We start from the raw sequence: 25002 nt of genomic DNA, 5'->3' as shown, positions 1-25002 counted from the left end.
CTTCGCCGGATGATCGGCGAGGATGGGGCGATGCGTGCCGTGGTTGTCGACGTTGTCCGGGGCCGGCCCGAGGTGCGGGAGGTGCCGCGGCCCAGCGCGCCGCCCGGCGGGGTGGTGGTCCGGGTGATGGCCACCGGGCTGTGCCGCAGTGACTGGCACGGCTGGGCCGGGCACGACGACGACATCGTCTTCCCGCACGTGCCCGGGCACGAGCTGGCCGGGGTGGTGACCGAGGCCGGCGCCGGGGTCGGCCGCTGGGCGGCCGGCGACCGGGTGACCGTGCCGTTCGTCTGCGGGTGCGGGCGGTGCGAGTGGTGCCGGACCGGACAGGCCCAGGTCTGCCCGGACCAGCAGCAGCCCGGGTTCACGCACGGGGGCTCGTTCGCCGAGTTCGTGGTCCTGCACGCCGCCGACACCAACCTGGTGGCCCTCCCGGCACAGGTGGACTTCGCCACCGCGGCGAGTCTGGGCTGCCGGTTCGCCACCGCCTACCGCGGGCTGGCCGGCCGGGCGCGGGTCACCGAGGGCGAGTGGGTGACCGTGGTCGGCGCCGGGGGCGTCGGCCTGAGCGCGGTGATGATCGCGCGGGCACTGGGCGCGCGGGTGATCGCGGTCGACCGGAACCCGGAGGCGTTGGCGGTCGCCGCCGCCGTGGGCGCGGAACACACCCTGCTGTCCGCCGCCGCGAGCGGCACCGGAACCGCCGCCAGCGGCACGGGTGCGGGTGCCACCGTTGACGTCCCCGCTGCGGTTGCCGAGCTGACCGGTGGCGGCAGCCATGTCACCGTCGACGCGGTCGGCAGCGAGCAGACCTGCGCCGACGCGATCCTCAGCCTGCGCCGCCGGGGCCGGCACGTGCAGATCGGGCTGCTGCCGCCGATCGACGGCCACCCGAGGGTGCCGATGTCCCGGGTGATCGGCTGGGAACTCGACCTGCTCGGCAGCCACGGCATGGCGGCGGCCGACTACCCGGCCATGATGGCCCTCATCGAGCGGGGCACGCTCCAGCCGCAACGACTGATCGAACGCACCGTCGGCCTCACCGAAGCGGCCGCGCTGCTGCCCGCTTTCGATCAGGCCACCCCGGCCGGCATGACCATGATCGACCCGTCTCGCTGACGACTGGGGCGTGTCTCGTGACCCGGCCGGGTGCGAGGCGAGGTCAGGAGTGTGGCCGGCAACGGCCGCGAAACGCCCGCATACCGGTGTATGTGGGCGTCTCGCGGACGCTGCCAGGCGCGCCTGGCCACGCCGCAGCCTCGCCTTGATCGGCAGGACAGCCCTAGGACACCGGCGCGGGGGAGTGACGGCACAGCGGGTCCAGGGCGGCCCGGACGGCTCGGATGTCCGGGGCGACGGCGGTGGCCAGGACGCCCGGGCCGGCCAGCGGCATGATCGCGGCGTGCGTGCCGGTGACGCCGCGGTCGGCGGCGGCCGCGGCGGCGGGGCCGGCCAGGAGCAGCGTCCCGACGGCGCGGCCGGTGCCCAGGACGGCCGGGCCGGTCCAGCCTGGCGCGCGCGGGCCGACCGCGAGCTCGTGCCGGTGAAGGGTGCTTCCGGCGTACCGGACGAGGGTGTCCGCGACGAAGTCGCCGGACTCCTCGGCGTGCCGGCCGCAGACCAGGTCGTCGCGCCACCACAGTGACCCGCCGGCCTCGACCGCCACCCGGGTGATCGCGACGTGGTCGCTGCCGGCGGCGGCGATCAGCGGCTCGGGGAGCCACCGCAACGTGCCGCCCGCCGCGACCGTCGCGGTGACCGTCATCCGGGAGGGCGGCGCGGGCCGCCCCGGCAGGGCTAGCTGAGCCGCCACACTGCGCAGGGTCAGCCGCGCGTCCTGGCCGACTTCGATCACCAGGCGCAGGTCATCGCCACGCAGCGGCCCGGCCGCGCCGCCGACCAGATGGACGGTGACCCCGCCGGTGTCGCGAACCCCGCCGGCGTCGAGCAGACCGCCGGTGTCGAGCAGACCGCCGGCGTGGGGCGGCGCGGCGGCATGGCGGGAGCCGGTCTGCCGGAGCAGCAGCGGCGACTGGCCGCGGAGGACGGCGAGCCGGGTGCCGCCCCGCCCGTCCGCCTCCGCGACGATCCGGGCCTCGGCCCTCACGCCGGCGCTCGCGCCGCCACCAGGCCGCGGATCCACCCGGCGACCGGCGTCGCCGCCTTGTCCTCGGCCAGCGACAGGAAGACCGTCGGCAGGTCGTGGCGGCGGGCCCGGGCGTCCCGGTCCATCACCGCGAGGTCGGCGCCGACCAGCGGCGCCAGGTCGGTCTTGTTGATCACCAGCAGGTCGGCGGTGGTGACGCCGGGACCGCCCTTGCGGGGGACCTTGTCGCCGCCGGACACGTCGACCACGAAGATCTGCTGGTCGATCAGGCCCTTGCTGAACGTGGCGGTGAGGTTGTCGCCACCGCTCTCCACCAGGATCAGGTCGAGCGGCCCGAGCGACGCCTCCAGGTCCTCGACGGCGTCCAGGTTGGCCGAGATGTCGTCGCGGATCGCGGTGTGCGGACAGCAGCCGGTCTCCACCGCGCGGATCCGCTCGGCCGGCAGCACCCCGTTGCGGAGCAGGAAGTCGGCGTCCTCGGTGGTGTAGATGTCGTTGGTGACCACGGCGAGCCGCAGCTCCTCGCCGAGCGCCCGGCACAGCGCCGCGACCAGCGCGGTCTTGCCGGAGCCGACCGGGCCACCGATCCCGATCCGCAGCGCCCGCGGTCCGCCGATCGCCGGGAGCGGCGCGTGCGGGTCGACTCCGGGATCCGGGTGGGTGTGCGGCACCTCGTCGGGGCCGTGATCGTGCGGTTCAGGATGCTGCGGTTCAGGATGCAAAGAGACGCACCTCCCAGGTGGCGTGGTGTTCGGCACCGATGTCGAGCAGGGGAGCGCCCGCGGCCGGCAGGTCGTCGACCGGGTCGCCGGACCGGGCCGCGGCGGACGCGGCGATCCGGTCACAGTCGGGTGCGAGCCGCGCGAGGAGCGCGTGCACCGCGTACGGATCAAGTCCGAGCAACCGGACCGCCGCACTGGCCGGACCGGTGAGCGTGCCGTGCGCCGCCGCGACCGCCGCCTGCGCGGGCGTCAGCCCGGCCGCCGCGGCCAGCGCACCCAGGGCGACCGGCTGGTGCGGCTCCCGGCCGATGCCGGCCACCGCCCACATCGCCCGGCCGGCCCGGAGCAGCGCCCGGCCCTGCGCCCGCGAGGCCCTCCGCAGGGCCGGGGACGGGGTGCGCGCGTCGAGCCCGGCGTCCAGCTCGGCGTGCCGCGCCGGAGCGGAGCAGGCGGCGGCCGCGAACGCCGCCGAGACCAGTCCGCCGGTGGCCAGCTTCCCGCGCAGGAAGCCGCCGAGGTCCTCGACGTCGCGCACCCGGCCGGCGGCGACCTGGGCCTCCAGCCCGGCCGAGTGCGCGTGCCCGCCGGAGGGCAGCCGCCCGTCGGCGAGCAGGAGCAGCGTCGCGAGGCTCATCAGAACAGGAAGTAGCGCTGGGCCATCGGCAGCTCGGTGACCGGGTCCGGCTCGACGACCGCTCCGTCGACGCGTACCTCGAAGGTGTCCGGCCGCACCTCGATCCGCGGCATCGCGTCGTTGAGCGGCATGTCCGCCTTGCCGACCGACCGGGTGTCACCGACCGGGACGAGCGCGCGTTTCACCCCGATCCGGTCGCTGAGCAGCGCGTCGATCGCGGCCGGGGCGACGAACGCCAGCGAGGTCTGCGATGGGACCACCCCGTAGGAGCCGAACATCGGCCGCGGCAGCATCGGCTGCGGGGTCGGGATCGACGCGTTCGCGTCACCCATCTGCGCGTACGCGATCATCCCGCCCTTGAGCACCAGCGCCGGGCGTACCCCGAAGAACGCCGGGTCCCAGAGCACCAGGTCGGCGAGCTTGCCGGTCTCGACCGAGCCGACCTGCCCGGCCATCCCGTGCGCGACGGCCGGGCAGATCGTGTACTTGGCGACGTACCTCTTGGCCCGGTTGTTGTCCGCGGCCCCGTCACCGGGCAGCGCGCCGCGCCGCGCCTTCATCACGTGCGCGGTCTGCCAGGTCCGCAGGATGACCTCGCCGACCCGGCCCATCGCCTGCGAGTCGGAGCCGATCATCGAGATCGCGCCGAGGTCGTGCAGCAGGTCCTCGGCGGCCATGGTGGACGGCCGGATCCGGCTCTCGGCGAAGGCCAGGTCCTCCGGCACCGCCGAGTTCAGGTGGTGGCAGACCATCAGCATGTCGAGGTGCTCGGCCAGGGTGTTCTTCGTGTACGGCCGGGTCGGATTGGTCGACGAGGGCAGCACGTTGGGGTGCGCCGCGACCGTGATGATGTCCGGCGCGTGCCCGCCCCCGGCGCCCTCGGTGTGGTAGGCGTGGATCGACCGCCCGCCGATCGCCCGGATCGTCTCCTCGACGAAGCCGGCCTCGTTCAGCGTGTCGGTGTGGATCGCGGCCTGCACCCCGGACGCGTCACACACCTGCAGGCAGGCATCGATCGCGGCCGGCGTGGTGCCCCAGTCCTCGTGCAGCTTGAAGCCGCCGGCCCCGCCGCGCAGCTGCTCCCACATCGCCTCCTGGGACATCGTGTTGCCCTTGCCGAGCAGCAGCACGTTGATCGGGAAGGTGTCCAGCGCCTCCAGCATCCGGGCCAGGTGCCAGGCACTCGGGGTGACCGTGGTGGCCTTGGTGCCCTCGGCCGGGCCGGTGCCACCGCCGATGATCGTGGTGATGCCGGCGGCCAGCGCGGTGTCCAGGATGGTCGGGCTGATCAGGTGCACGTGGCTGTCGATCGCCCCGGCGGTCAGGATCTTGCCGTTGCCCGCGATGATCTCGGTGGTCGCGCCGATCACCAGCTCGGGGTGCACGCCGTCCATGGTGTCCGGGTTGCCGGCCTTGCCGATCCCGACGATCCGGCCGTCCCGGATGCCGACGTCGGCCTTGACGACGCCCCAGTGGTCGAGCACCACCACGCCGGTGATCACGGTGTCCGGCACGCCCTCGGCGCGGGTGGCCCGGGACTGGCCCATCGACTCGCGGATCACCTTGCCGCCGCCGAAGACCACCTCGTCACCCGGGTGCGGGCCGGCGCTGCGGTCCTCCTCGATCTCGATCAGCAGGTTGGTGTCGGCGAGCCGGATCCGGTCGCCCGCGGTGGGGCCGTAGAGGGCCGCGTACCGGGCCCGGTCCAGAGAGGTCACCGTGGGCTCCCGTTCGGCTGGGCCTCGCCGGTGTCCTCGTCGAGCGAGCCGGCGGGTTCGATATCGGTCGGATCGGGCGCCGCCGGTGGCGGGACCCGGTCCAGCGGGCCGCCGGCCAGCCCGCGCAGGCCGGGCACGATCCGGTTGCCGGCCAGCGGGACCAGCACGACGTCGCGCGGCATGCCGGGCTCGAAGCGGACCGAGGTGCCGGCCGGGATGCCGAGCCGGTGCCCCCAGGCGGCGTCCCGGTCGAACTCCAGGGCCGCGTTCGCCTCGGCGAAGTGGAAGTGCGATCCGACCTGGACCGGGCGGTCGCCGGTGTTGCGCACGGTCAGCTCGACCGTCGCCCGGCCGGCGTTGATGACGACGTCGCCGTCGCCGAACAGGATCTCGCCGGGGATCACGAGATCGGCCCGTGCACGGTGACCAGCTTGGTGCCGTCCGGGAAGGTGGCCTCCACCTGCACCTCGGTGAGCATCTCCGGGACGCCCGGCAGCACGTCGTCGCGGGTCAGCACCCGGCGCCCGGCGTCCATCAGCTCGACCACGCTGCGGCCGTCGCGGGCGCCCTCCAGCAGGAAGGCGGTGATGATCGCGGTCGCTTCCGGATGGTTCAGTCGCAGACCGCGGGCGCGCCGTTTCTCGGCGACGTCGGCCGCCACGTGGATGAGCAGACGTTCCTGCTCATGTCGGCTGAGGAACAAAGCACCTCCCTGATCGCGCCACGAGATGGTTGCACTCGGAGGTTTCCGACAGGTAACCCTCGCTGATCAAAACACGCCGGCCGGTCCGTGGGTGGGCGGCTGCCTCAGGAGTCGGCGGACGGGTCGTCGCCGGCCGGCTCCGAACCGCCGCCCGGATCGTCGCTCGTGGCGCCGTCGTCGCTGGTGTCCGGGCTGTCCGGCGCGGAGACGCTGGCGGGTGCCGAACTGCGGGGACCGGTCCGGGTACGGGTGGTCCGGGGGCGGGCCGGCGGTGGGTTGTCCGCTGTGGTCGTACCGGAAACCGTCCTTTTCGGGGTGGGGGCCGGGCTCGGGATCGGTGATCCGCTGGGCGGGGCGGGCGAGGCCGGCGGCGTCGTGGCGGGACGGCCCGGGAACCAGCCGAACGGGTCGCTGACCAGCGCGACGGCGGCCGCACCGGAGAGCGCGACGAGCAGGAACGCGAGGATCGGCAGCAGGAACCGGGTCCGCGGCGGCCGGTCCAGAATCACCGGGGACGGGACCGGCGGCGCGGCCTGCAGGGCGACGGTGGCGCTCTCGGTGGCCAGCGGGCTCGCCGCGTCCGGATCGCCGCCCACCGCGGACCGGGCGGCCGAGGCGAGCGCGGCGGCGGACGGGTGCCGGTCCGCCGGATCCTTGGCGAGCGCCCGGGTAACCAGGGCGCGGACCGGCTCGGGCAGCTCGCCGGGCAGCGGTTCCGGCGTCTCGGTGACGTGCCGGAGCGCGATCGAGACCGGGTCGCCGCCCTCGAACGGCGGATGCCCGGTCAGGCAGTGGTAGGCGACCGCGCCCAGCGCGTACAGGTCGGCGGCCGGCCCGACGGTGGCCTTGGCCACCTGCTCCGGCGCCATGTAGCAGGCCGTGCCGATCACGTTGCGGGCCCCGGTCAGCGTCACCGACAGCGCCGAGCGGGCCACCCCGAAGTCGACCAGGACCACGTTGCCGTCCGGCTCGATGATCAGGTTGCCGGGGGTGACGTCGCGGTGCACGATCCCGGCTCGGTGCACCGCCTGCAGGGCCCCGGCCACCTGCGCGACCAGGGCCATCGTCTCGGCCGGGGAGAGCCGGCCGCGCTCGGCGAGCCGCCGGTCCAGCGGCTGCCCGTCGATCCGGGCCAGCACCAGGTAGGCGCCGCCGCTGGTGGTGCCGTAGTCGTAGACCGCGGCCACCCCGGGATGCCGCAGCGTGGCCATCGCCCGGGCCTCGTGCTCGAACCGCTGCTGGAAGGTCGGCTCCGCGGCGTGCTCGACCAGCAGCATCTTCACCGCGACCGGCCGGCCGAGCAGGGTGTCGGTGGCCCGCCACACCTCGCCCATGCCGCCCGCCGCGATCCGGTCGTCCAGCCGGTACCGCTGGTTCAGCGCGTCACCGGCGTCGGGCATAGGTGACAGCCTATGCCGGTGCCCGCTCAGATCGGCAGCTCCGCCTCCAGCAACGGGGCCAGCATCCGCGAGTACTTCGTGGTGATGTGGCTGCCGTCGCGCCAGACCATGAGGTTGCCGACCACTTGCGGGCAGACCGCGGCGCAGAACCACTGCCGGGTCGGGATGACCGTGACGCCAAGGTCGCGCGCGGTCCGCGAGACCAGCGCCTGCCGCTGCGGGAAGGCGAACGAGGCGTCGGCCGGCCGGGCGCACCGGGACGCGTGCGCGGCGTTGGTGGCCAGGCACTCCGGGGTGTCCCGGCCCGGCCACGGGGTGTCCTCGATCATCACCAGCCTGGTGTGCGCCCCGGCGACGGCCTGGAACATGGCCTTCCAGCCGGCCACCCAGATCGCGTCCCGGGCCGCCCCCGGCTCCCGGTCGAGGAACCGGCCGGACGCGTCGAGCAGGCCGCCGTTGTCGGTGCCGTTCGACGAGACGACCACCATCGTCGGCGCGGCCCGCTTGATCTCGGCCAGCATCGCGGCCCGCCATCGCTCACACTCGGTGTAGGCGCGCTTGAAGGTGCTCGTGTAGGTCCGCACCACCGGGGCCTGGCAGGCGCTCTTGGTGCGGACCACCAGCCGCCACCCGCGCTTCGCGGCGATCGTCCGCAACGCCGGGTACCAGTGCGCGGCGTGCGAGTCGCCGAACAGGTAGACGGTCTCCCGGCCGGCCGGGTCGCCGAAGACGCACGGACCCGGCGGCACCACCTCCGGGTAGTCGAGGTGGCAGTCGGTCGCGTAGTACTCCGGCAGGTCCCGGTGACCCTTCTGGACCTTGGGCGTGATGTTCGACGGCAGCTCACCCAGCGAGGCGGAGGCCGCGATGATCCGCTGGAGCTCGGCTTGCGGGTCGGTCGCGGCGGCGACCGCCTCCGCGGTCAGCACCGCGGGCTCGCCCTTGGCGAGCCGCGGCGGGTGGTTGCCGCCGACCTTCGCGACACCGGCCGCGGCGAGCGACAGGGCAAGACCAAGACCGATTCCCGGTACGGCGGAGCGCCGCACCCACGCCTGGCTCCGTCCCGGGTTCTCCACCAGGTGGAACGTGCCGGCGGCGAGCAGCAGGGCGGCCGCCGCGAGAGTCAGGTTGAGCCCCGGGGCCGGCTCGGTGTCCAGCAAGAACGGGGCGATCATCAGGACCGGCCAGTGCCAGAGGTACCAGCTGTAGGAGTACTTGCCGACCAGCTGGAACGGCCGGAGCCGGAGCAGCAGGGCGGCGCCGCCGGGCGGGGCGGCGCAACCACCGGCGATGATCGCGGCGGCGCCCAGGACCGGCAGGACGGCGGCCGAGCCGGGGAACGGGGTGGCCTCGTCGTAGATGACCGCGCTGGTCAGGACCGCGGCCAGGCCGGCCCAGGTGAGCACCGCGGCCGGCCCGCGGCGCAGGGCGGCCAGCCGGGTGGCGCCGATCGCCACCAGGGCGCCGATGCCCAGCTCCCAGGCTCGGGTGTGCGCGCCGAAATAGGCGTACGGGGCGGACGACGCGGTCACCCGGATGCTGATGTAGAGGCTGGCCAGGACCGCGACGCCGAGCACGGCCAGCACCGCGGCGCGGTACCGGGTCCGGACGGTGAGCGCCAGGATCAGCAGCAGCAGCGGCCAGACCAGATAGAACTGCTCCTCCACCGCGAGCGACCAGAAGTGCTGCAGCGGGGACGGGGCGGCGTCGGCGTTGAGGTACTGGACGCCCTCCGCGGCGAGCCGCCAGTTGATCCCGTAGCAGGTGGCGGAGAGGGTGTCCAGGGAGATCGCCTTGAACCGGGTGGCCGGCAGCCACAGCCAGGCCCCGGCCAGGGTGACCAGCAGGACCAGCGTGGAGGCGGGCAGCAGCCGGATGGCCCGGCGCGCGTAGAACCGGGCCAGCGAGATGGTGCCGGTGCGCCGCAGCTCGCCGAGCAGCAGCGTGGTGATCAGGAAGCCGGAGATCACGAAGAAGACGTCGACCCCGACGTAGCCGCCGGCCAGCCCGGCGAGCCCGGCGTGGGAGAGCACCACCAGGGTGACCGCGATGGCGCGCATGCCCTCGATGTCCGCGCGGAACCCGGCGCGCGGCCGTGGGCCGGCCGCCGGGCGGTTGACCGAGTTCTCCGGTCGGCCGGCTTCGATATGGACGTCGTGGGTGACCGACATGACCTGCCTGCGGGGAGAATGGGGTCGCGCGGGACCGGTGGGGATGGTCGAGCGATGCTACCCAGCAATTCGCAGGTCGGGCACAGACGGTTCATGGTCGTTCAATGGCCGGGTGAAAGATGTCGTATCCGCTGGTCCGCGCACTGCGCGGGTGGTTCGGATTGGTCTCGCGCATGCGCGTTTCCGCAGGTCACGAACGCCTGTCCGGATTGCGAAAAGGTCCCCCGAATGAGGGTGTCGATCCACCGTGGGTCGTTGTCGCGACTACCGGTGGTAATGGTTTCCGGAGCGTATTGAATATTACTCGTTATTGTTTCCGGGGCCGCTGTTGTCGCTGTTTCCGCCACCGTTTCCACCGCTGTCCTGGTCGCCGCCGCCCGTCCCGGAGTCGTCGCCGCCGTCCGTTCCGGTCTCGGTCGGCTCGGCGGTCGTGGGCTCCTCGGTGGGCTCGGCCGGTTCGGTGGTGGGGTCGGCGGTGGTCGGGTCCGGGTCGGCGGGCTGCGGCTTGGTGGGTTCGGCGGTGCCTTTGCCGGTCGGAGCGGTGGCCGGGGCGCTGGTGCGGGTGGTCGGCCGGTCCGGGCCGCTGTTGTCGTCGTCGTCCTTGTCGCCGGTGGAGGTCGGGGTGGGGCTGGTCTTGACCACCGCGGAGGGTTTCCCGCCGGCGGGCGCCGTCCCACCCGCCGGCTCCTTGTCGAACATGCCGAACGGATCCGCGAGCGCGAGCACAGCCCCCAGCCCGGCCAGAAGGAGCAGCCCCACCATGGCCGCGATCAGCCCCTTCTTCCGCCGCCCGTCAGCCAGGTCCCGGTCCCTCCCGCGACCGCCCGCGCCCCCGATCGAAGCGCCGCCCGCGCCCCCTGTCGCGAGGCCGCCAGCTCTCTGGCCTGCCGCGACGCCGTCCGCTCTGTGGCCTGTCGCGATGCCGCCCGCTCTGTGGCCTGTCGCGATGCCGCCCGTATCTTGAAGAGCTGCGTTGCTGCCAGCCACTCGGCCGGGCGCGATAGCACCGGCCGCTCCGCTGCGCGCGATGCCGCCAGCCGTTTCGCCTGTCGCGGTGCCACCGGCCGCTCCGCCTGTCGCGGTGCCACCGGCCGCTCCGGCGGCCGCGATGCCAGCTGCTGCTCGGGCTGCCGCGCTGCCGTCGGTCGCGGGGCCGTCCGGTCGGGTGCTCTTCGCCGGGCCGTCGGCGCCGGTGGCCGGCGGCGTGTCCACGCGCGTGAAGGACTCGGGCAGCTCGGCCGCCATGGTGTTGCCGTCACGAGCCGGCCCCACCGGGAGAATGTCGGCATACCGCGGCCCACCCACCATGGCCCGCGCGGCGAACACCGAACCGGCCCCAGCAGGCACCGCCTCCGTCGCCGCGTCACTGATCCCCGGCGCCGCACTGTCCGGACTCCCCGCGAACCCCGCGCCGGCCGCCGCGCCGCCGGCCGCCATCGCCCCGCTGCTCGCCGAGTTCCCGGTGGCCCCTGCGCTGGTTGCCGCGCCGCCGGTTGCCATCGATCCGCTGCTCGTCGGGCTTCCAGCGGCCCCTGCGCTGGTTGCCGTGCCGCCGGTTGCCGTCGCTCCGCTGCTAGTCGGGCTTCCAGCGACCGCAGCACCGGCCGCCATCGCGCCGCCGGCCGCCAACGCGCCGCTGTTCGCCAGGCTTCCGAAGGTTGCCGCGTCGAGTCCGATCGCTTCGGTGTTCGTGGAGAGGCCGGTGGCCATGGCGTTGGAACGGGCCGCCGCGTCGGCTGCCGCGAACTCGGCGGCCGACGCCATGGCCGCGGCCGACGGGAAGCGCTCGGCCGGGTCCTTGGCGAGGGCGATGCCGACCAGGTCGCGAACCGGCCGCGGCACGTCCCGCGACAGCGGCGCCGGCTCGTCGGTGACGTGCTGAAGCGCCACCGCGAGCGGGTTGTCACCGAGGAACGGCGGCCGCCCGGCCAGGCAGTTGTATGCCACCGCGCCGAGCGCGTAGATGTCCGCCGCCGGCCCGGTGGCCCGCTTGGACACCTGCTCCGGCGCGATGTACAACGCCGTGCCGACCACCTCACGCGCCCCGGTCAGGGTGACCGAGTTAGCCGACCGGGCCACCCCGAAGTCGACCAGCACCACGGTCCCGTCCGGCTCGATGATCAGGTTGCCCGGCTTGACGTCCCGATGCACCACCCCGGCCTCGTGCGCGGCCTGCAACGCCCGCCCGGCCTGCGCCACCACCGACATCGTCTCGGCGACGGTGAGCTGGCCGCGCTCGGCGAGCATCTGGTTCAGCGGCTGCCCGGCAACGCGCGCCATCACCAGGAAGGCGCCGTCCTCGGTGTCCCCGAAGTCGTACACCGGCACCACACCCGGATGGCGCAGCGCGGCCATCGTCCGGGCCTCATGCCGGAACCGGCTCAGGAACCCAGGATCGGTCCCGCGCCCACCGAGCAATGTCTTCACCGCGACCGGCCGCCCGAGCACGGTATCGGTCGCCGCCCAGACCTCGCCCATGCCACCAGCCGCGATCCGTTCGTCCAGCCGGTACCGTCCGCCGAGCAACTCTCCGGGTTTAGGCATGGCACTTCCTCTACCCAGGAGAGTCCCGCCCTATCCCGGTCCCACTCTCCGACCCGGACCCCTCACCGCCTCGCCCTCACCCGCCTGCCCTCGCCATCCCTCACCCGCCTCTCGCCCTCCTCCTAGTCTCCAGCCCTCACTCCTTCGCCGTCGCCCTTCGCCTCGCTCCTCGTTCTCGCCCTGGCCCCTTGCCTCGCTCCTCGCCCTGGCCCCTTGCCTCGCTCCTCGCCCTGGCCCCTTGCCTCGCTCCTCGCCCTGGCCCCTTGCCTTGCTCCTCGCGTTGCTCCTTGCCTCGCTCCTCGCGTTGCTCCTTGCCTCGCTCCTCGCGTTGCTCCTCGCTCTTACCTCGTCGCCTGCTCCGCCGGCTGTCAGTCGCCGACGTAGAGAATGGCGTCGATCTCGATGTCGAAGCCGACCAGCGGCACCGGCAGTGTGGTGCGGACCGGGCGGTTCTCCCCCTTGATGTACTGCTGGTAGATCTCGTTCATCTCGGCGAAGTCACCGAAATCCCGCAGGTAGACGCCGACCCGGACGGCGTCGTCCAGGCTCGCGCCGGCCGCCTCCGCGACCGCCGCCAGGTTGCGGAACGCGGCGTGCGCCTGCTCGGCGAAACTGCCGGTCACCCAGGTCCCGTCGGGCAGCGCCGGGACCGCGCCGGCCAGGTAGATGGTGTCGCCGGCCACGACCGCATGCGAGTACGGGCCACCGGCCGGTGCCGCCTTGTCGGTCATCACAGCGCGCTTGGGCATCAGGAACTCCTCGGTTGATCTCTAGGGAACTGTTCGGCCAGCCCGTCCAGGCCCACCAGGGGCGTGGCGAGCAGGTCACGGATGTGGTTCGCCCGCTCGGCCAGGGCGGTGCGTTGCCCGTCGGTGAGCGGGATCCATGGTGGCGGCGGCCCCGGCAACCGTGGCGTGAGCAGCCGTCCGGCCACGTAGGTCGCGGTATTCACCAGCCGCATCGGTGCGACCCGGACCTGCCGGTGCGCGTCGATGACCGGGAACTCCCCGGCACGCACCTCGAAGACGGCCAGGTCGGCGGGAGCGCCCACCACGAGCGTCCCGCCGGGCAGACCCAGCGCCCGGGCCGGTCGGCTGGTGACCGCGGCGATCACCTCGGACGGCGGGATGCCGACCGCGAGAGCTTTGGCCATCGTGGTGGGCAGGTCGAAGACCGGCCCGTAGAGCGACCGCGCGTGCAGGTCGGTGGAGATCGTGTCGGGCCGCAACCCCGCGTCGAGCTGCGCGGCCAGCACGTCGAAGGCGAAACCGCCGGAGCCGTGGCCCAGGTCGAGCAGCACCCCGCGCTCCGCCGCGGCGTGCACGGCGGGGCCGAGCGGGGCGGCGATGCCGCTGGCGCAGTGGGTCACGATGTCGCCGGGGCGCAGCAGGTCCAGCACCTCGTCGAGCCCCGGCGGAGCGGTCCCGATGTGGACCATGACCGGGACGCCGCAGGCCTCGGCCGCCGCCAGGCCACGGCGTAGTGGCTCGACCCCGTTGTCACCCACCGTCTCCCGGTCGATGCGCACCTTGATCCCGCGGACCAGCTCGCGGTGCGCCTGGATCGTGTCGATCGCCAGAGCGACGTCGCAGCTGGCCAGGTCGCGGCTCTCGCCGGTGCGCCCGGCGAGCCCGATCGCGGAGATGTTGAGCAGCGCCGGAACGCGCACGGTCGCACCGGCCGCGACCCGCCGCAGGCCGTCCAGCGTGTATGCCCCGGCGGACCCGGCGTCGACCCAGGTGGTCACCCCGGAATGCCAGGCGACCGGGTCCGGGTCGATCCCCCAATAGCCCGGGCCGACATGGGTGTGCAGGTCGATCAGCCCGGGCGTGACCAGTCGCCCGCTCACGTCCACGACCTGACGCGCGTCCCGGGGAAGACCAGTCCCCACCGCGGCGATCCGCCCATCGCGGACCGCCACGTCCGCCACGCGGCCCCCGGCCAGCACCGCGTCGTGGACCCTGTCCTGCTGCGACGTGCTCACTGTCTCGCCGCCGGCCGGCCCCGGCTCGCTGGTCCGCATCGGCTGGTCGGTCCGCACAGGCTGGTCGGTCGGTGTGACGTCCTCGGTCAGGACCGTGCCGCCGGTCAGCAGGAGGTCGTAGGTCATCGGTCGCCTCCGGTGGCCAGGGCCGCCTGGATCGCCAGCCGGTAGAGGCGGGTGGGGCGGCCCTTGTGGTGCGGCTGGGCGCTGCCCTCGCCGGCGACCAGCCCGGCCTCACCCAGCTTCCGGATCAGACGGCGCCCGCTCGGGTCGGTGATCCCCAGCGCCCGCGCCAGCTCGCCCGGGGTGACCGGGCGGCCGCCGAGCGAACGCTCCAGCGCCGCCAGCCGGGACATCGTGGCGGCACTCAGCCCGGCCCGGCCGGCCAGCTCCTCCAGGGCGCCGTGCTCCCGGTAGGTATAGGTGAGCGGCGGCCCGGCGGCGCCGATCGGGCCGATCATCACGCCGTCGTCGGTGATCAGGTAGCCGGCCGCGGTGCCGTCCCGCTCGGCCCGGTCCGCCGCCTGCTCGGCCAGCGCGACGCTGCCGCGCGCCGAGGCCCCGATCCCGAAGCCGACCGCCGCGCCGCTGACTGCCGCACCGCTGACCGCCGCGCCGTCGACCGCCGCGCCGCCGACCGGCACGCCGTCGCCGGGCGGGGCGCTGCGGTGGATGTCGCCGATCGCCTCGCCGGGTGACGGATCCGTGGCGGAGGAGCGGCCGTGGAAACCGGTCGCCTCGCCGAACGGCAGGTGGACCCAGTGCTGAGTCATGGTCTGGAAGACACCGGCCGGAGCGAAGGCGATCACCGCCCGTGGTCCGTGGTCGTCGATCCAGGCGTCGGCCAGCTCCGGCAGCTCGGACAGCGACCGGCGCAGCGCCTCCCGGGCGCCGGACTCCGGAGCCCGGAACACCGCGGCGGCGAACCGCTGCTCATCCGCCTGACGGCCACGCACCCGGAGGACCAGCTCGTGCAGGTCGGCTCGGATGGTGCCGGGGGTGGCCACCGCCTGCAGCACCGCGGTCCGGCCGTCCAGCGCGGCGGCGACACCGCTGCGTGCGGTGACCACATAGGGCGCGCCGGTGATGTCCAGCCTTTCTCGGTGGAACGCCACCACCTCGGCCACCGGCTGCTCCGGCTGGAAGGGGAGGGTGGCGATGGCCGACCGGTCGAGCCCCAGCGCGTCGGCCACCTCGGTCACCGTCTCCTCGGAGAAGGTGTCGATGCTGACCGGGGTGGCCGGCCATCCGTTGCCACGGGCCCGCGCCCAGGCGAGGGCCAGGTCGAGTGCGGCGGAGCGGGTGACCGTGACCGGCAGGCCGACGGGCAACAGGTCCCGGGCCCGCGCATAGGGAACCAGGCCGAGCAGCAGGCCGTCGATCGTGCCGGTGGCCAGCAGGTGACCGACCCGATCACGGATCTCGTCCTCCTGGTCATAGACCGCCCAGGCGAAGGAGACGCCGGTCAGCGTCCGGGCCGCCTCGGTGAAGCGGCCACGCTGACCGGAGTGGACCACGATCCCGATGACCATCGCGTCTCCTCTGGTGGTTCGTATGTAGCTCGTAGTAGCCTCCTGGAAAACGCCCGCCAGGTCAAGGAGCCGGGATGAACGAGCTACTTACGAGCATTGTTCCGAGCCCTGTCCGGATCCAGCGGGCGGGTGACGGCTTTCCGCTCGACCAGGCCACCCCTCTCGACGCCCCTGCGGACCTGACCGAGGTGGCCATCTGGTTGCGTGGCTCGCTGGGGCCGGCCACCGGCTGTCCGTTGCCACCCGGTTCCGGCGGCATCCGGCTGCGGGTCGATCCGGGGCTCCCCGACGAGGGCTACGCACTGGGCATCCGCCCCACCGGCGTCGACATCCACGGGGGTTCCGCGGCCGGTGTCTTCTACGGCGCACAGACCCTGCGCCAGCTGCTTCCACCAGCCACGCTACGCCGCGGCCGCCTGGCCGGTGGTCGCTGGACGCTGCCCGGCGGCCGGATCGAGGACGCGCCCCGCTTCGGCTGGCGCGGGGTCATGCTCGACGTCGCGCGCCACTTCATGCCGGTCGCCGACGTGCTGCGGCTGATCGACCTGCTGGCCTTCCACAAACTCAACGTGCTGCATCTGCATCTCACCGACGACCAGGGCTGGCGTCTCGAGGTGCCGGGCCGTCCGCGTCTCACCTCGGTCGGCGCCTGGCGACCGGCCACCATGGTGGGCTCCCGGCAGCACGAGCGTTATGACGCCCGTCCGCACGGCGGCTTCTATTCCGACGACGACCTGCGGGAGATCGTCGCGTTCGCCGCGGCGCGGCACATCACCGTGGTGCCGGAGGTCGACATGCCCGGGCACATGCAGGCCGCGATCGCGGCGTACCCGGAGCTCGGCAACGGTTTCGCCGGTCCGGTCCGCAGCTCGTGGGGCATCTCGACGCACGTGCTCAACCTGGGGCCGGAGGCCCTCGACTTCTGCCTCGCGGTGCTCGACCATCTCTGCGACCTGTTCCCCGGCGAGCTGATCGGGATCGGCGGGGACGAGTGCCCGGCCGAGGAGTGGCGGGACAGCCCGATCGCCCAGGCCCGGATCCGGTCCGAGGGACTGGTCGGCCCGGAGCGGCTGCAGGCCTGGTTCACCGCTCGGCTGGCCGAGCATCTCGCCGCCCGAGGGCGCCGGTTGTTCGGCTGGGACGAGATCCTGGCCGGCGGCGCGCCACCCGGGGCGGTGATCGCCGCGTGGCGAGGCGTCGGGCCTGCAGCCCACGCGGCACGCGCCGGACATGCCGTCGTCTCCTGCCCCGACACCTCGGTCTACCTGGACTATCGGCAGTCCGACGACCCGGCCGAGCCGACCCCGGTGGGCACCCTGCTCACCCTCGCCGACGTGCACGCCTTCGACCCGGTCCCGCCCGGCCTCACCCCGGAGCAGGCCGGCCGGATCCTGGGCGGCCAGGCCAACCTCTGGACCGAGCACATGGAGTCCGCGCGCCGGGTCGACTACCAGGCTTTTCCGCGACTCTGCGCGTTCGCCGAGACGGTCTGGGGGCCGGCCGAGCGTGACTTCGCCGCGTTCTCCACCCGGCTGGCGACCCATCTGACCAGGCTGGATGCCCTCGGGGTGAACTATCGGCCACTGTCCGGACCCCGCCCGTGGGACGCACGACCGGACGCGCCCGGCCACCCTCGTACCGTCAAGGATCGTCTCGCGGAATTGCGCGAGATGACCGCGGACCTGGACCAGGCGCCCGCATGATGGCCGCAGGCCGCCCCAGCGGCGGCGTCACCCAGCGGAGCCGCCTGGCGCGGCCCGGCTCAGGGCAGCCGGGGCAGCAGCAGGTGGGCCAGGCGCAGCGGCCGCCCGGTGCCCTTGCCCACCCCCTCGGCATTCCACACCTCGGAGAGCACCGCCTGAACGAAACCCCAGGCCACCACGCGTTCGATCGGCATGCCCAGACCGTCCGCGAGCTGCTCGATGCGGGCCGGCACCAGCTTGAGCACGGTGTCGTCGTCATCCATCGGGTCCGGGTTGTAGAGCATCGCCCCGATCTCATATCCGGGGTCGCCGACCACCCCGTGCGGATCGATCGCCAGCCACGGCTCCCGGTCGGCGGTGAGCACGTTGTCATGGTGCAGGTCGCCGTGCAGCACGACCCGCTCGGTGGCGGTCGCGCACAGCTCGGTGAGCAGGTGTCCCGCGCGCTCGACCAGATGCCGCGGCAGCGGATCGTCGCCCGGGAAACGCCCCAGGTGCCCGTCGAAGGACGCGCGACGCGCGGCCAGCTCGGGGATCGGGATGCCGGGCGGTGCGGGCCGGTGCAGGCGGCGGATCACCTCGATCAGCGTGGCGGTGGCGGCCTCGTCCCGATCCGGCACCAGCGACCGCGCCGGCACCCCCGGTGCGGCCTCCTCCAGCAGCAGCGCGCCGCGCGCCCGGTCGTGGGCGAGCACCGCGATCGCGCCGTGCCCGCCGAAAAACTCGAGTGCGACGGCTTCGCCCGCGATGTGTCCGCCCTCCGGCACGCCCATCTTGAGCACCGCGGCCGATCCGTCGGCGCGGCGCACCCGGGTGACCCAGTTCAGACTCAGCGGATACATGCGGTCCAGACGGAGATCCCAGTCCCGCAGGACCTCGTTGGCCGTCTCCGGCAGAGCGGCCAGCCACCGGATGCCGTCGGCTCCCCAGCACTCCGCGACCTGACGGGCGAATGTGCTCGGCACGGTGATCTCGACCATGCGAGCAGTCTGGCAAGCGGCTACAAGACCACGACCGAGGGAGGCCGAGGGTGACGATCGACTGGCGGAGCAAGGGTTTCTGGCTGCCCCACGGCGCCCGGACCGCCGAGCAGCTCGCGGCGGATCGGCCGAGTATCTTCGGGGGTGGCTTCACCTGGCCGCTCCTGGTGGTGCGGCGAGCGGCGGTGGAGGCGAACATCGCCGCGATGGCTGCCTACTGCCGGCGGCACGGGTTCGACTTCGCGCCGCACGCCAAGACGACGATGGCGCCCGGCCTGTTCGACGCGCAGCTGCGTGCCGGCGCGTGGGGGCTGACCGTGGCCACCGCCAATCAGGCTCTGGTGCTGCGGCGGCTCGGCGTGCCGCGGGTGCTGATCGCGAACCAGGTTCTCGATCACACCGCTCTGAGCTGGCTGGCCGCCGAGAGCGCGGCCGGTGGGGAGGTCTCCTTCCAGGTCGACTCGGTCGCCGGGGTGCGGGCGGCGGGTGCGGCGGGCGGGGCCCGTGTCCTGGTCGAGCTGGGACATCCGGGTGGCCGGACCGGGGTGCGCACGCTGGACGAGCTGGTCGAGGTTGCGCGGGCCGCCGTCGGCGAGCCGGGGGTGGAGCTGGTCGGCGTGACCGGATATGAGGGGCAGCTCGCCGACCAGGCCGGTGTGGACGCCTACCTCGATGACCTGGTCGCCGGTTTCGAGCGGTTGACCCGGGACGGGCTGCTGCCGGAGCAGCCGATCGTCTCGGCTGGTGGCAGCGCGTGGTTCGACCGGGTGACCGACCGGCTCGCCGGGTTGGCGGGGCGGGCTCGGCTGATTCTGCGCAGCGGGGCCTCGGTCACCCACGATGACGGCTTCTACCGGGAGCGGACGCCGTTCGCCCGGGTGCCCGCGGACGGGTCGCTGGTGGCGGCTCTGGAGATCTGGGCGCAGGTGCTGTCGGCGCCCGAGCCCGGTCTGGCGCTGGCCGGGATGGGCAAGCGGGACGCGCCGTTCGACGAGGGGCTGCCGGTGCCGCTGGAGATCCGGCGAGGTGATGGCGCCGCGTCATCTGCCGAAGGGCTGCGGGTGACGCGGCTCAACGACCACCACACCTATCTGGAGGTGGGCGACGGCGTCGAGCTGGTGCCGGGTGACCTGGTCAGGTTCGGGATCTCGCATCCGTGCACCGCGTTCGACAAGTGGCGGGACATCCCGGTGGTGGATGAGGACCGGCGGGTGGTGGGCGTGCTGCACACCCACTTCTGATCGTGGTCCCCGACCGGGGCCCGCGGCCGGCGGAAACAAGGCGACGAGGAGGAGTCGATGTTGGAAGACTGCGCGGCATGACGGAGACCTTGACACTCTGGCGGCCGACCGGGCCGAGAGAGCTCGAGTTGGTGCGGGCCTCGGGATGGCGGCGGTGGCCACCTCGGTTGCCCGACCAGCCGATCTTCTACCCGGTGCTGAACGAGGACTACGCGGTGCGGATCGCTCGGGATTGGAACGTGCCCGCCTCCGGAGTGGGATTCGTGACCCGGTTCGAGGTGGACGCGGCGTTCGCGGCTCGCTATCCGGTGCGGCAGGCGGGTGGGGACACGATCTTGGAGCTGTGGGTTCCGGCGGAGGAGCTCGAGGAGTTCAACGACCACATCGTCGGGACGATCGAGGTGGTCCGGGAATTCCGGTGAGGGCCGCTGGACGGCGAGGCGTCTGGTTGGCGAGGCGTTGGTTCGTGGGACGCCCTCGCGGTGGTGATGGGTGAGGGTGGCTTCGCGGCGGGATCGGTCGAACGGGCTGGCCGGTCGGTGAGAGGTGGACGGGGTGCGAGTGTTCGGGCAGGAGCGCTATCGGGCTCGCTTCGAGTGGGGGCTTGCCGGGGCGGAGGCGGTTGCGGCCGGGGCGGCGTTCGTGGCGGTGGTGGACGTGTTGTCGTTCACCACGGCGTTGAGCGTCGCGGTGGAGCACGGGGTCGCGGTGCTGCCCTACCCGTGGCGGGACGACAGCGCGGCGGAGGCGGCTGCCCGGCACGGCGCAGAGCTGGCGGTGGGGCGGTCGGTGGCCGGTCCCGACGAGATCAGCCTGTCGCCGGCGGCGATCCGGCGGGTGGCGGCCCAGCGCTCGATCGAGCGGCTGGTGCTGCCGTCGCCCAACGGTTCGGCGATCTCCGCCCACCTCGCGGGCGGTCGTGCCGACGGGAGTGACGGGGTGACGGTGGTGGGCGTCAGTCTGCGGAACGCGGCGGCGGCCGCGGTGTGGGTTCGGGAGCGAGCCGCGGGGCGGACGGTTGCCGTCATCGCGGCGGGGGAGCGGTGGCCGGACGGGTCGTTGCGGCCGGCGGTGGAGGACCTGTGGGGTGCGGGGGCGTTCCTCGACGGGTTCGGGGACCGCTCGCCGGAGGCGGAGGTGGCGGTAGCGGCATATCGGTCGGTGTCTGACCGCCTTCCGGAGGCTCTCGCTGAGGCGGGGTCGGGCCGGGAGCTGGCGGCTATCGGATTCGGCGACGACGTGGTGATCGCCGGGGAGGTGGGTTCGACGGACGTCGTTCCGGTGCTCCACGAGGGGTGGTACCGGCGGGCGGCTCCCACTGGTGAGAAGCGCTGATCCGGAGGGCTGTGCCGGGAGTGCTGGGTCGGAGAGGGGTTCAAGCTGGGCGGTGCTGAGTTTGCGGACGGCCGGGTGGGGCGTGGGGTGGGCGGCGTTGAGTTTGCGGACGGCCGAGTGGGGTGTGGGCTGGGCGGTGCTGAGTTTGTGGGCGGCCGGGTGGGGTGTGGGCTGGGCGGTGCTGAGTTTGTGGGCGGCCGGGTGGGGCGTGGGCTGGGCGGCGTGGGGTCGCCTCGCTGGGGGATGTTGTTGGAGATCGGAAGTATTTAGCCTATTTGGGAGGTTTCGCCTACTGTGCTGGAGGATTCCTCTTGCCTGTTTTTCGTGCAGCCAGTTACTCCGAAAATGCTGGTCAGAATGCTTCTGAGCGGGCCCTGAACCGGGAGCGCCGGGACGATTCGGCGGGGCCGAAGGAGGGGGCCCAAGGCCGGGAGCGCCGGGATGGTTCGGCGGGGCCGGAGGAGGGGGCCCAAGGCCGGGAGCGCCGGGTCGATCCGGCGGGACCGGAGGAGTGGGACCAGTCGGGGCTGGCCGGTTACGTCAGTCAGGCAGCGGGGTCGGGGAGTCGGGTCGCTCCGGAGGACCCCACTGTCAGGGCCACGCGGGCTGTCGGGGCGGCCACGCCACCCGGGGTGGTGAGGAGAGGCGGCCGTTTGGCTTCCGATGCCCCGGCCGGTCCGGCTGGTTGGCCGGAGACGAGCGCTGCGGCGGGTGTCGGTGAGGGTCCCGGGACGCCGGGAGGTGTGGCGAGCGCGGCCGAGCGTCCTGAGGCAGAGGCTGTGATGGGCGCGGGCGCAGAAGTGGGTGCGGGGCGCTCGGTGGCGGCGGCTGGGCGGACAGGGAGTTCGGCGGAGGGTGCTCGGCCAGGGTTGATTCGGCAGGCATATCCGCAGCGGTCGGGGGACTTGGGGACTGGGCGGGTGCCGGGGCCTCGGTCGAGTCGGGATCGGGCTGCTCGGCCAGGGGATTCGGGTTCGAGGTCTGGCGGAAATTCGTCGGGTGCGGGTTCTTCGCGGGCCGCGGCATCGCGGGTGTCGGAGATTTCGTCGCCGGGAGTGGGTGTGCCGGCGGGTCCGGGGAAGGGGCTCGCGGAGGGCTCCTCTTCAGACGCGGGTGCGCTGGCCGGCGGGAGAAATCGGGACGAGGCGGGCTCGGCGTCGGGGCGGCCGCAAGCGGTGCCGGGTCGGGTGCAGGCCGCGCCGGGGCGGGTGCAAGCGGCGTCGGGTCGGGTGCAGGCGACGCCGGGGCGGGTGCAAGCGGCGCCGGGTCGGGTGCAGGCGGCGCCGGGTCGGGTGCAGGCGGCGCCGGGGCCGGTGCAGGCGACGCCGGGTCGGGCGCAAGCGGCGTCGGGCCGGGTGCAGGCGGCGCCGGGGCGGCGGGTGCAAGCGGCGCCGGGTCGGGTGCAGGCGGCGCCGGGTCGGGTGCAGGCGGCGTCGGGGCCGGTGCAGGCGGCGCCGGGTCGGGTGCAAGCGGCGTCGGGACGGGTGCAAGCGGCGCCGGGAGGGGTGCGGGCGGTGCCGGGAGGGGTGCAGGCGGCGTCGGGGCGGACGCGGGAGGTGCCGGGGCCGCCGTCGGTGGGGGTGACTTCCGGGGACGTGGGGGTTTCGCGGACGCCTTGGTGGCCCACTGAGCAAGGGGCTACCGAGCGGCTGCCGGCTCCCGGGGGTAAGGGTGGACGGCGGCTGGCGGTTGTCGCGCTGCTGGTCAGTTTGCTGGCGCTGGCCGGGAGTGGGGCCAGCGGGTATCTCGTCTACCGGTTGGTTGCCACGCCGGTGGCGGCGCCTGAGGCGGTTCCCACGGTGGCGCAGTCGTCGGTGGGGCCGGCGGTGACGTACGCGAAAGAGGCTCTGCATGTGCGGATCGGCTGTGCCGCGCTGGTCTACCTGGATCTCGACGAACCTCGCGCCGGGGTTTCCGAGCAGGTCGCGGATCTGCGTTATGACAGCCGGTGCGGGAATGGGCCGGCTCGGCTGACCTTGGCGGTGGGTTCGGTGGCCGGGAGCAGCGTGCCGAACGGCGATCTCGACGCGGCGGGGTGTCTGCGGGCGATTCGCACCGGGCCGCTCGGGCCGGGGGCTGAGGTGCAGGTCAGAAAGGGTGCGGCGCTGTGCGTGCTGACCGCGGCGGAGCCGGCCAAGTTGGTGCTGGTGGAGATCACTGAGGTGGGCGGGATCGGCACGGCTGGGCTGCGGGCCACTTCCTGGCTGGTGCCGGAATAGGGCTGTGGACCGGCCCCGAGTGGCGTGCGGGTGACGGGCCGGAGGGGTGTCGGCGGGGCGGGAGCGAATCGGGGGAAAGTGGCCCGTGGCGCGGGCGGGGACGGGGTGCTGACAGAATGTCGGGTGCGCCCCGCGAAACTCGGTTAGGAGACGTTTCCGTGATCAGGACCCATGACGCCGGCAGTCTGCGTGCCACTGACGCCGGCACGACGGTGACGCTTGCCGGATGGGTGGCCCGCCGGCGCGACCACGGCGGTGTCATCTTCGTCGACCTGCGGGACGGCTCCGGTGTGGTGCAGGTGGTCTTCCGCGAGGAGGACGCGCACGCGCTGCGCAACGAGTTCTGTGTCAAGGTCGTCGGCGAGGTCAACGCCCGCCCGGCCGGCAACGAGAACCCGGAGCTCGCCACCGGCGCCGTCGAGGTGGTCGCCACCGAGCTGACCGTGCTCTCCGAGGCCGCCCCGCTGCCGCTGCCGATCGACGACGCGATCACCGCCTCCGACGACATCCGGCTGAAGTACCGCTACCTGGACCTGCGCCGGTCCGGCCCGGCGAAGGCGCTGCGCCTGCGCAGCCGCGCCAACCAGATCGCCCGCGAGGTCCTGCACGCGCACGACTTCAACGAGATCGAGACGCCGACCCTGACCCGGTCGACGCCGGAGGGCGCCCGCGACTTCCTGGTCCCGGTCCGCCTGCAGCCCGGCTCGTGGTACGCGTTGCCCCAGTCCCCCCAGCTGTTCAAGCAGCTGCTGATGGTGGCCGGCATGGAGCGCTACTACCAGATCGCCCGCTGCTACCGCGACGAGGACTTCCGCGCCGACCGGCAGCCGGAGTTCACCCAGCTCGACATCGAGATGTCGTTCGTCACGCAGGACGACATCATCGCGCTCGGCGAGGAGATCGTCTCCCGGTTGTGGAGCGAGCTCGCCGACTACCAGGTGCAGCTGCCGATCCCGCGGATCACCTGGACCGACGCGATGAACCGGTACGGCTCCGACAAGCCCGACCTGCGGTACGGCGTCGAGCTGGTCGAGCTCACCGAGTACCTGCGCGGCACCGAGTTCCGGGTGTTCGCCGGCGCGATCGACGCCGGTGGCTACGTCGGCGCCGTGGTGATGCCGGGCGGCGCCTCGCAGACCCGCAAGGAGCTGGACGGCTGGCAGGACTGGGCGAAAGCCCGCGGCGCCCGCGGTCTGGCCTATGTGGTGCTCGACGCGGAGACCGGCGCGGCCCGCGGCCCGGTCGCGAAGAACCTGTCCGAGGCGCACCTGGCCGGCCTGGCCGACGCGGTCGGCGCCAAGCCGGGCGACGCTGTCTTCTTCGCGGCGAGCACCGAGCGCCGCGAGGCGCAGGAGCTGCTCGGCGCGGCCCGCATCGAGATCGCCAAGCGGGCGAACCTGATCGACCCGAGCGCCTGGGCGTTCTGCTGGGTGGTCGACGCCCCGATGTTCGAGAAGACCGACGAGGGCGGCTGGACCGCCGTCCACCACCCGTTCACCTCGCCGAACGACGAGTGGCTGGACACCTTCGAGTCCGCTCCGGACAAGGCCCTGGCCTACGCCTACGACATCGTGGTGAACGGCAACGAGATCGGCGGCGGCAGCGTCCGTATCCACCGCGGAGACGTGCAGAGCCGGGTCTTCGACCTGCTCGGCATCACCCCGGAGGAGGCGCAGGACAAGTTCGGCTTCCTGCTCGAGGCGTTCAAGTACGGCCCGCCGCCGCACGCCGGCATCGCGCTGGGCTGGGACCGGACCTGCATGCTGCTCGGCGGGTTCGACTCGATCCGCGAGGTCATCTCGTTCCCGAAGAGCCGCGGCGGCTTCGACCCGCTGACCGGCGCGCCCACCCCGATCACCGCGCAGCAGCGCCTGGAGGCCGGCGTCGACGCCAAGCCGAAGGCGACGGCCGGCACGCCCGGCACCGACGGCCAGGCCGTCCCGGTGGAGCGGTCCAACTGACGACGCTGTTGGTGGCGGCCCCGCATCGAGATGCGGGGCCGCACCTGT

The 25002-nt window shown here is 73.6% G+C and carries 20 protein-coding genes; 7 read left to right on the top strand and 13 right to left on the bottom strand.

All coding sequences use genetic code 11. The annotated features are described in order from the left end of the window. Positions 1–30 precede the first annotated feature (30 nt). Positions 31–1119, top strand: coding sequence for an alcohol dehydrogenase catalytic domain-containing protein (locus tag BJY16_RS44740; RefSeq protein WP_185045759.1), 1089 nt, complete (start codon positions 31–33; stop codon positions 1117–1119). 163 nt (positions 1120–1282) lie between these two features. Here the strand turns inward: BJY16_RS44740 and BJY16_RS44735 are convergent, their stop codons facing one another. From BJY16_RS44735 to BJY16_RS44680, 12 genes are all read right to left on the bottom strand, one after another. Continuing rightward, on the bottom strand, positions 1283–2107 hold the full coding sequence (locus tag BJY16_RS44735) for an urease accessory protein UreD (protein WP_185045758.1): 825 nt from the start codon (positions 2105–2107) through the stop codon (positions 1283–1285). Next, on the bottom strand, positions 2104–2829 hold the full coding sequence (gene ureG / locus BJY16_RS44730; protein WP_185045757.1) for an urease accessory protein UreG: 726 nt from the start codon (positions 2827–2829) through the stop codon (positions 2104–2106). The genes BJY16_RS44735 and ureG overlap by 4 nt, the downstream gene beginning before the upstream one ends. Beyond that, positions 2819–3463, bottom strand: a complete 645-nt coding sequence (locus tag BJY16_RS44725; protein WP_185045756.1) for an urease accessory protein UreF — start codon at positions 3461–3463, stop codon at positions 2819–2821. Before BJY16_RS44725 ends, ureG begins: the two co-directional genes overlap by 11 nt. Beyond that, a complete protein-coding gene (locus tag BJY16_RS44720; protein WP_185045755.1) occupies positions 3463–5181 on the bottom strand; it encodes an urease subunit alpha in 1719 nt (572 codons plus the stop codon). The genes BJY16_RS44725 and BJY16_RS44720 overlap by 1 nt, the downstream gene beginning before the upstream one ends. Continuing rightward, the gene (locus tag BJY16_RS44715) at positions 5178–5585 is read right to left on the bottom strand and encodes an urease subunit beta (protein ID WP_185045754.1); all 408 of its coding nucleotides are present in this window, start codon (positions 5583–5585) and stop codon (positions 5178–5180) included. The genes BJY16_RS44720 and BJY16_RS44715 overlap by 4 nt, the downstream gene beginning before the upstream one ends. Beyond that, positions 5582–5884 carry an urease subunit gamma gene (locus BJY16_RS44710; RefSeq protein ID WP_185045753.1) on the bottom strand — a complete coding sequence of 101 codons (303 nt, stop codon included), beginning with the start codon at positions 5882–5884 and terminating at the stop codon, positions 5582–5584. The genes BJY16_RS44715 and BJY16_RS44710 overlap by 4 nt, the downstream gene beginning before the upstream one ends. A 104-nt stretch (positions 5885–5988) precedes the next feature. Further along, positions 5989–7284 (bottom strand): serine/threonine-protein kinase, encoded by a 1296-nt coding sequence (locus BJY16_RS44705; protein ID WP_185045752.1) that lies wholly within the window; start codon positions 7282–7284, stop codon positions 5989–5991. A 26-nt stretch (positions 7285–7310) separates the two neighbouring features. Beyond that, positions 7311–9455: an acyltransferase family protein gene (locus BJY16_RS44700; protein ID WP_185045751.1), complete on the bottom strand. Its 2145-nt coding sequence runs from the start codon at positions 9453–9455 to the stop codon at positions 7311–7313. A gap of 300 nt (positions 9456–9755) precedes the next feature. After that, positions 9756–11933: a serine/threonine-protein kinase gene (locus BJY16_RS48160; RefSeq protein WP_239176836.1), complete on the bottom strand. Its 2178-nt coding sequence runs from the start codon at positions 11931–11933 to the stop codon at positions 9756–9758. Between the two features lie 434 nt (positions 11934–12367). Further along, positions 12368–12748, bottom strand: a complete 381-nt coding sequence (locus BJY16_RS44690; protein ID WP_185045750.1) for a RidA family protein — start codon at positions 12746–12748, stop codon at positions 12368–12370. Then, complete coding sequence (locus BJY16_RS44685; RefSeq protein WP_239176825.1) at positions 12748–14109, bottom strand: amidohydrolase family protein; 1362 nt, start codon at positions 14107–14109, stop codon at positions 12748–12750. The genes BJY16_RS44690 and BJY16_RS44685 overlap by 1 nt, the downstream gene beginning before the upstream one ends. Then, complete coding sequence (locus tag BJY16_RS44680) at positions 14106–15515, bottom strand: helix-turn-helix domain-containing protein (RefSeq protein WP_185045749.1); 1410 nt, start codon at positions 15513–15515, stop codon at positions 14106–14108. The genes BJY16_RS44685 and BJY16_RS44680 overlap by 4 nt, the downstream gene beginning before the upstream one ends. Positions 15516–15589: 74 nt before the next feature. Here BJY16_RS44680 and BJY16_RS44675 point away from each other — a divergent pair, with 74 nt between their 5' ends. Beyond that, on the top strand, positions 15590–17218 hold the full coding sequence (locus BJY16_RS44675) for a beta-N-acetylhexosaminidase (RefSeq protein ID WP_185045748.1): 1629 nt from the start codon (positions 15590–15592) through the stop codon (positions 17216–17218). 59 nt (positions 17219–17277) lie between these two features. Here BJY16_RS44675 and BJY16_RS44670 read toward each other — a convergent pair whose 3' ends face one another. Then, positions 17278–18198 (bottom strand): aminoglycoside phosphotransferase family protein, encoded by a 921-nt coding sequence (locus BJY16_RS44670; RefSeq protein WP_185045747.1) that lies wholly within the window; start codon positions 18196–18198, stop codon positions 17278–17280. A gap of 50 nt (positions 18199–18248) precedes the next feature. Between BJY16_RS44670 and BJY16_RS44665 the strand changes: the two genes are divergently transcribed. The 5 genes from BJY16_RS44665 to aspS all read left to right on the top strand — a co-directional run bounded on the left by BJY16_RS44665 (position 18249) and on the right by aspS (position 24954). Continuing rightward, positions 18249–19439, top strand: coding sequence for an alanine racemase (locus tag BJY16_RS44665; RefSeq protein WP_185045746.1), 1191 nt, complete (start codon positions 18249–18251; stop codon positions 19437–19439). A 77-nt stretch (positions 19440–19516) separates the two neighbouring features. Continuing rightward, entirely contained in the window at positions 19517–19861 is a 345-nt protein-coding gene (locus BJY16_RS44660) for a hypothetical protein (RefSeq protein WP_185045745.1), read from the top strand. A gap of 133 nt (positions 19862–19994) precedes the next feature. Next, on the top strand, positions 19995–20774 hold the full coding sequence (locus BJY16_RS44655; RefSeq protein ID WP_373873420.1) for a 2-phosphosulfolactate phosphatase: 780 nt from the start codon (positions 19995–19997) through the stop codon (positions 20772–20774). 1709 nt (positions 20775–22483) lie between these two features. Beyond that, positions 22484–22993: a hypothetical protein gene (locus BJY16_RS44650; protein ID WP_185045744.1), complete on the top strand. Its 510-nt coding sequence runs from the start codon at positions 22484–22486 to the stop codon at positions 22991–22993. A 158-nt stretch (positions 22994–23151) separates the two neighbouring features. After that, the gene (aspS, locus tag BJY16_RS44645) at positions 23152–24954 is read left to right on the top strand and encodes an aspartate--tRNA ligase (protein WP_185045743.1); all 1803 of its coding nucleotides are present in this window, start codon (positions 23152–23154) and stop codon (positions 24952–24954) included. Positions 24955–25002 lie beyond the last annotated feature (48 nt).

The organism is Actinoplanes octamycinicus, from assembly GCF_014205225.1.
Taxonomy (GTDB): Bacteria; Actinomycetota; Actinomycetes; order Mycobacteriales; family Micromonosporaceae; genus Actinoplanes; species Actinoplanes octamycinicus.
The sequence above is the reverse complement of the archived record's forward strand: the minus strand, read 5'-3'. Positions and strand labels throughout refer to the sequence as shown.

Bases quoted from the DNA above. Each gene is read 5' to 3' on its own strand.
- BJY16_RS44680 (WP_185045749.1), bottom strand. From the start codon at position 15,515: ATGGTCATCGGGATCGTGGTCCACTCCGGTCAGCGTGGCCGCTTCACC.
- BJY16_RS44675 (WP_185045748.1), top strand. From the start codon at position 15,590: ATGAACGAGCTACTTACGAGCATTGTTCCGAGCCCTGTCCGGATCCAG.
- BJY16_RS44660 (WP_185045745.1), top strand. From the start codon at position 19,517: ATGACGGAGACCTTGACACTCTGGCGGCCGACCGGGCCGAGAGAGCTC.
- BJY16_RS44690 (WP_185045750.1), bottom strand. From the start codon at position 12,748: ATGCCCAAGCGCGCTGTGATGACCGACAAGGCGGCACCGGCCGGTGGC.
- BJY16_RS44700 (WP_185045751.1), bottom strand. From the start codon at position 9,455: ATGTCGGTCACCCACGACGTCCATATCGAAGCCGGCCGACCGGAGAAC.
- BJY16_RS44740 (WP_185045759.1), top strand. From the start codon at position 31: ATGCGTGCCGTGGTTGTCGACGTTGTCCGGGGCCGGCCCGAGGTGCGG.
- BJY16_RS44725 (WP_185045756.1), bottom strand. From the start codon at position 3,463: ATGAGCCTCGCGACGCTGCTCCTGCTCGCCGACGGGCGGCTGCCCTCC.
- BJY16_RS44670 (WP_185045747.1), bottom strand. From the start codon at position 18,198: ATGGTCGAGATCACCGTGCCGAGCACATTCGCCCGTCAGGTCGCGGAG.
- BJY16_RS44705 (WP_185045752.1), bottom strand. From the start codon at position 7,284: ATGCCCGACGCCGGTGACGCGCTGAACCAGCGGTACCGGCTGGACGAC.
- BJY16_RS44685 (WP_239176825.1), bottom strand. From the start codon at position 14,109: ATGACCTACGACCTCCTGCTGACCGGCGGCACGGTCCTGACCGAGGAC.
- BJY16_RS48160 (WP_239176836.1), bottom strand. From the start codon at position 11,933: ATGGGCGAGGTCTGGGCGGCGACCGATACCGTGCTCGGGCGGCCGGTC.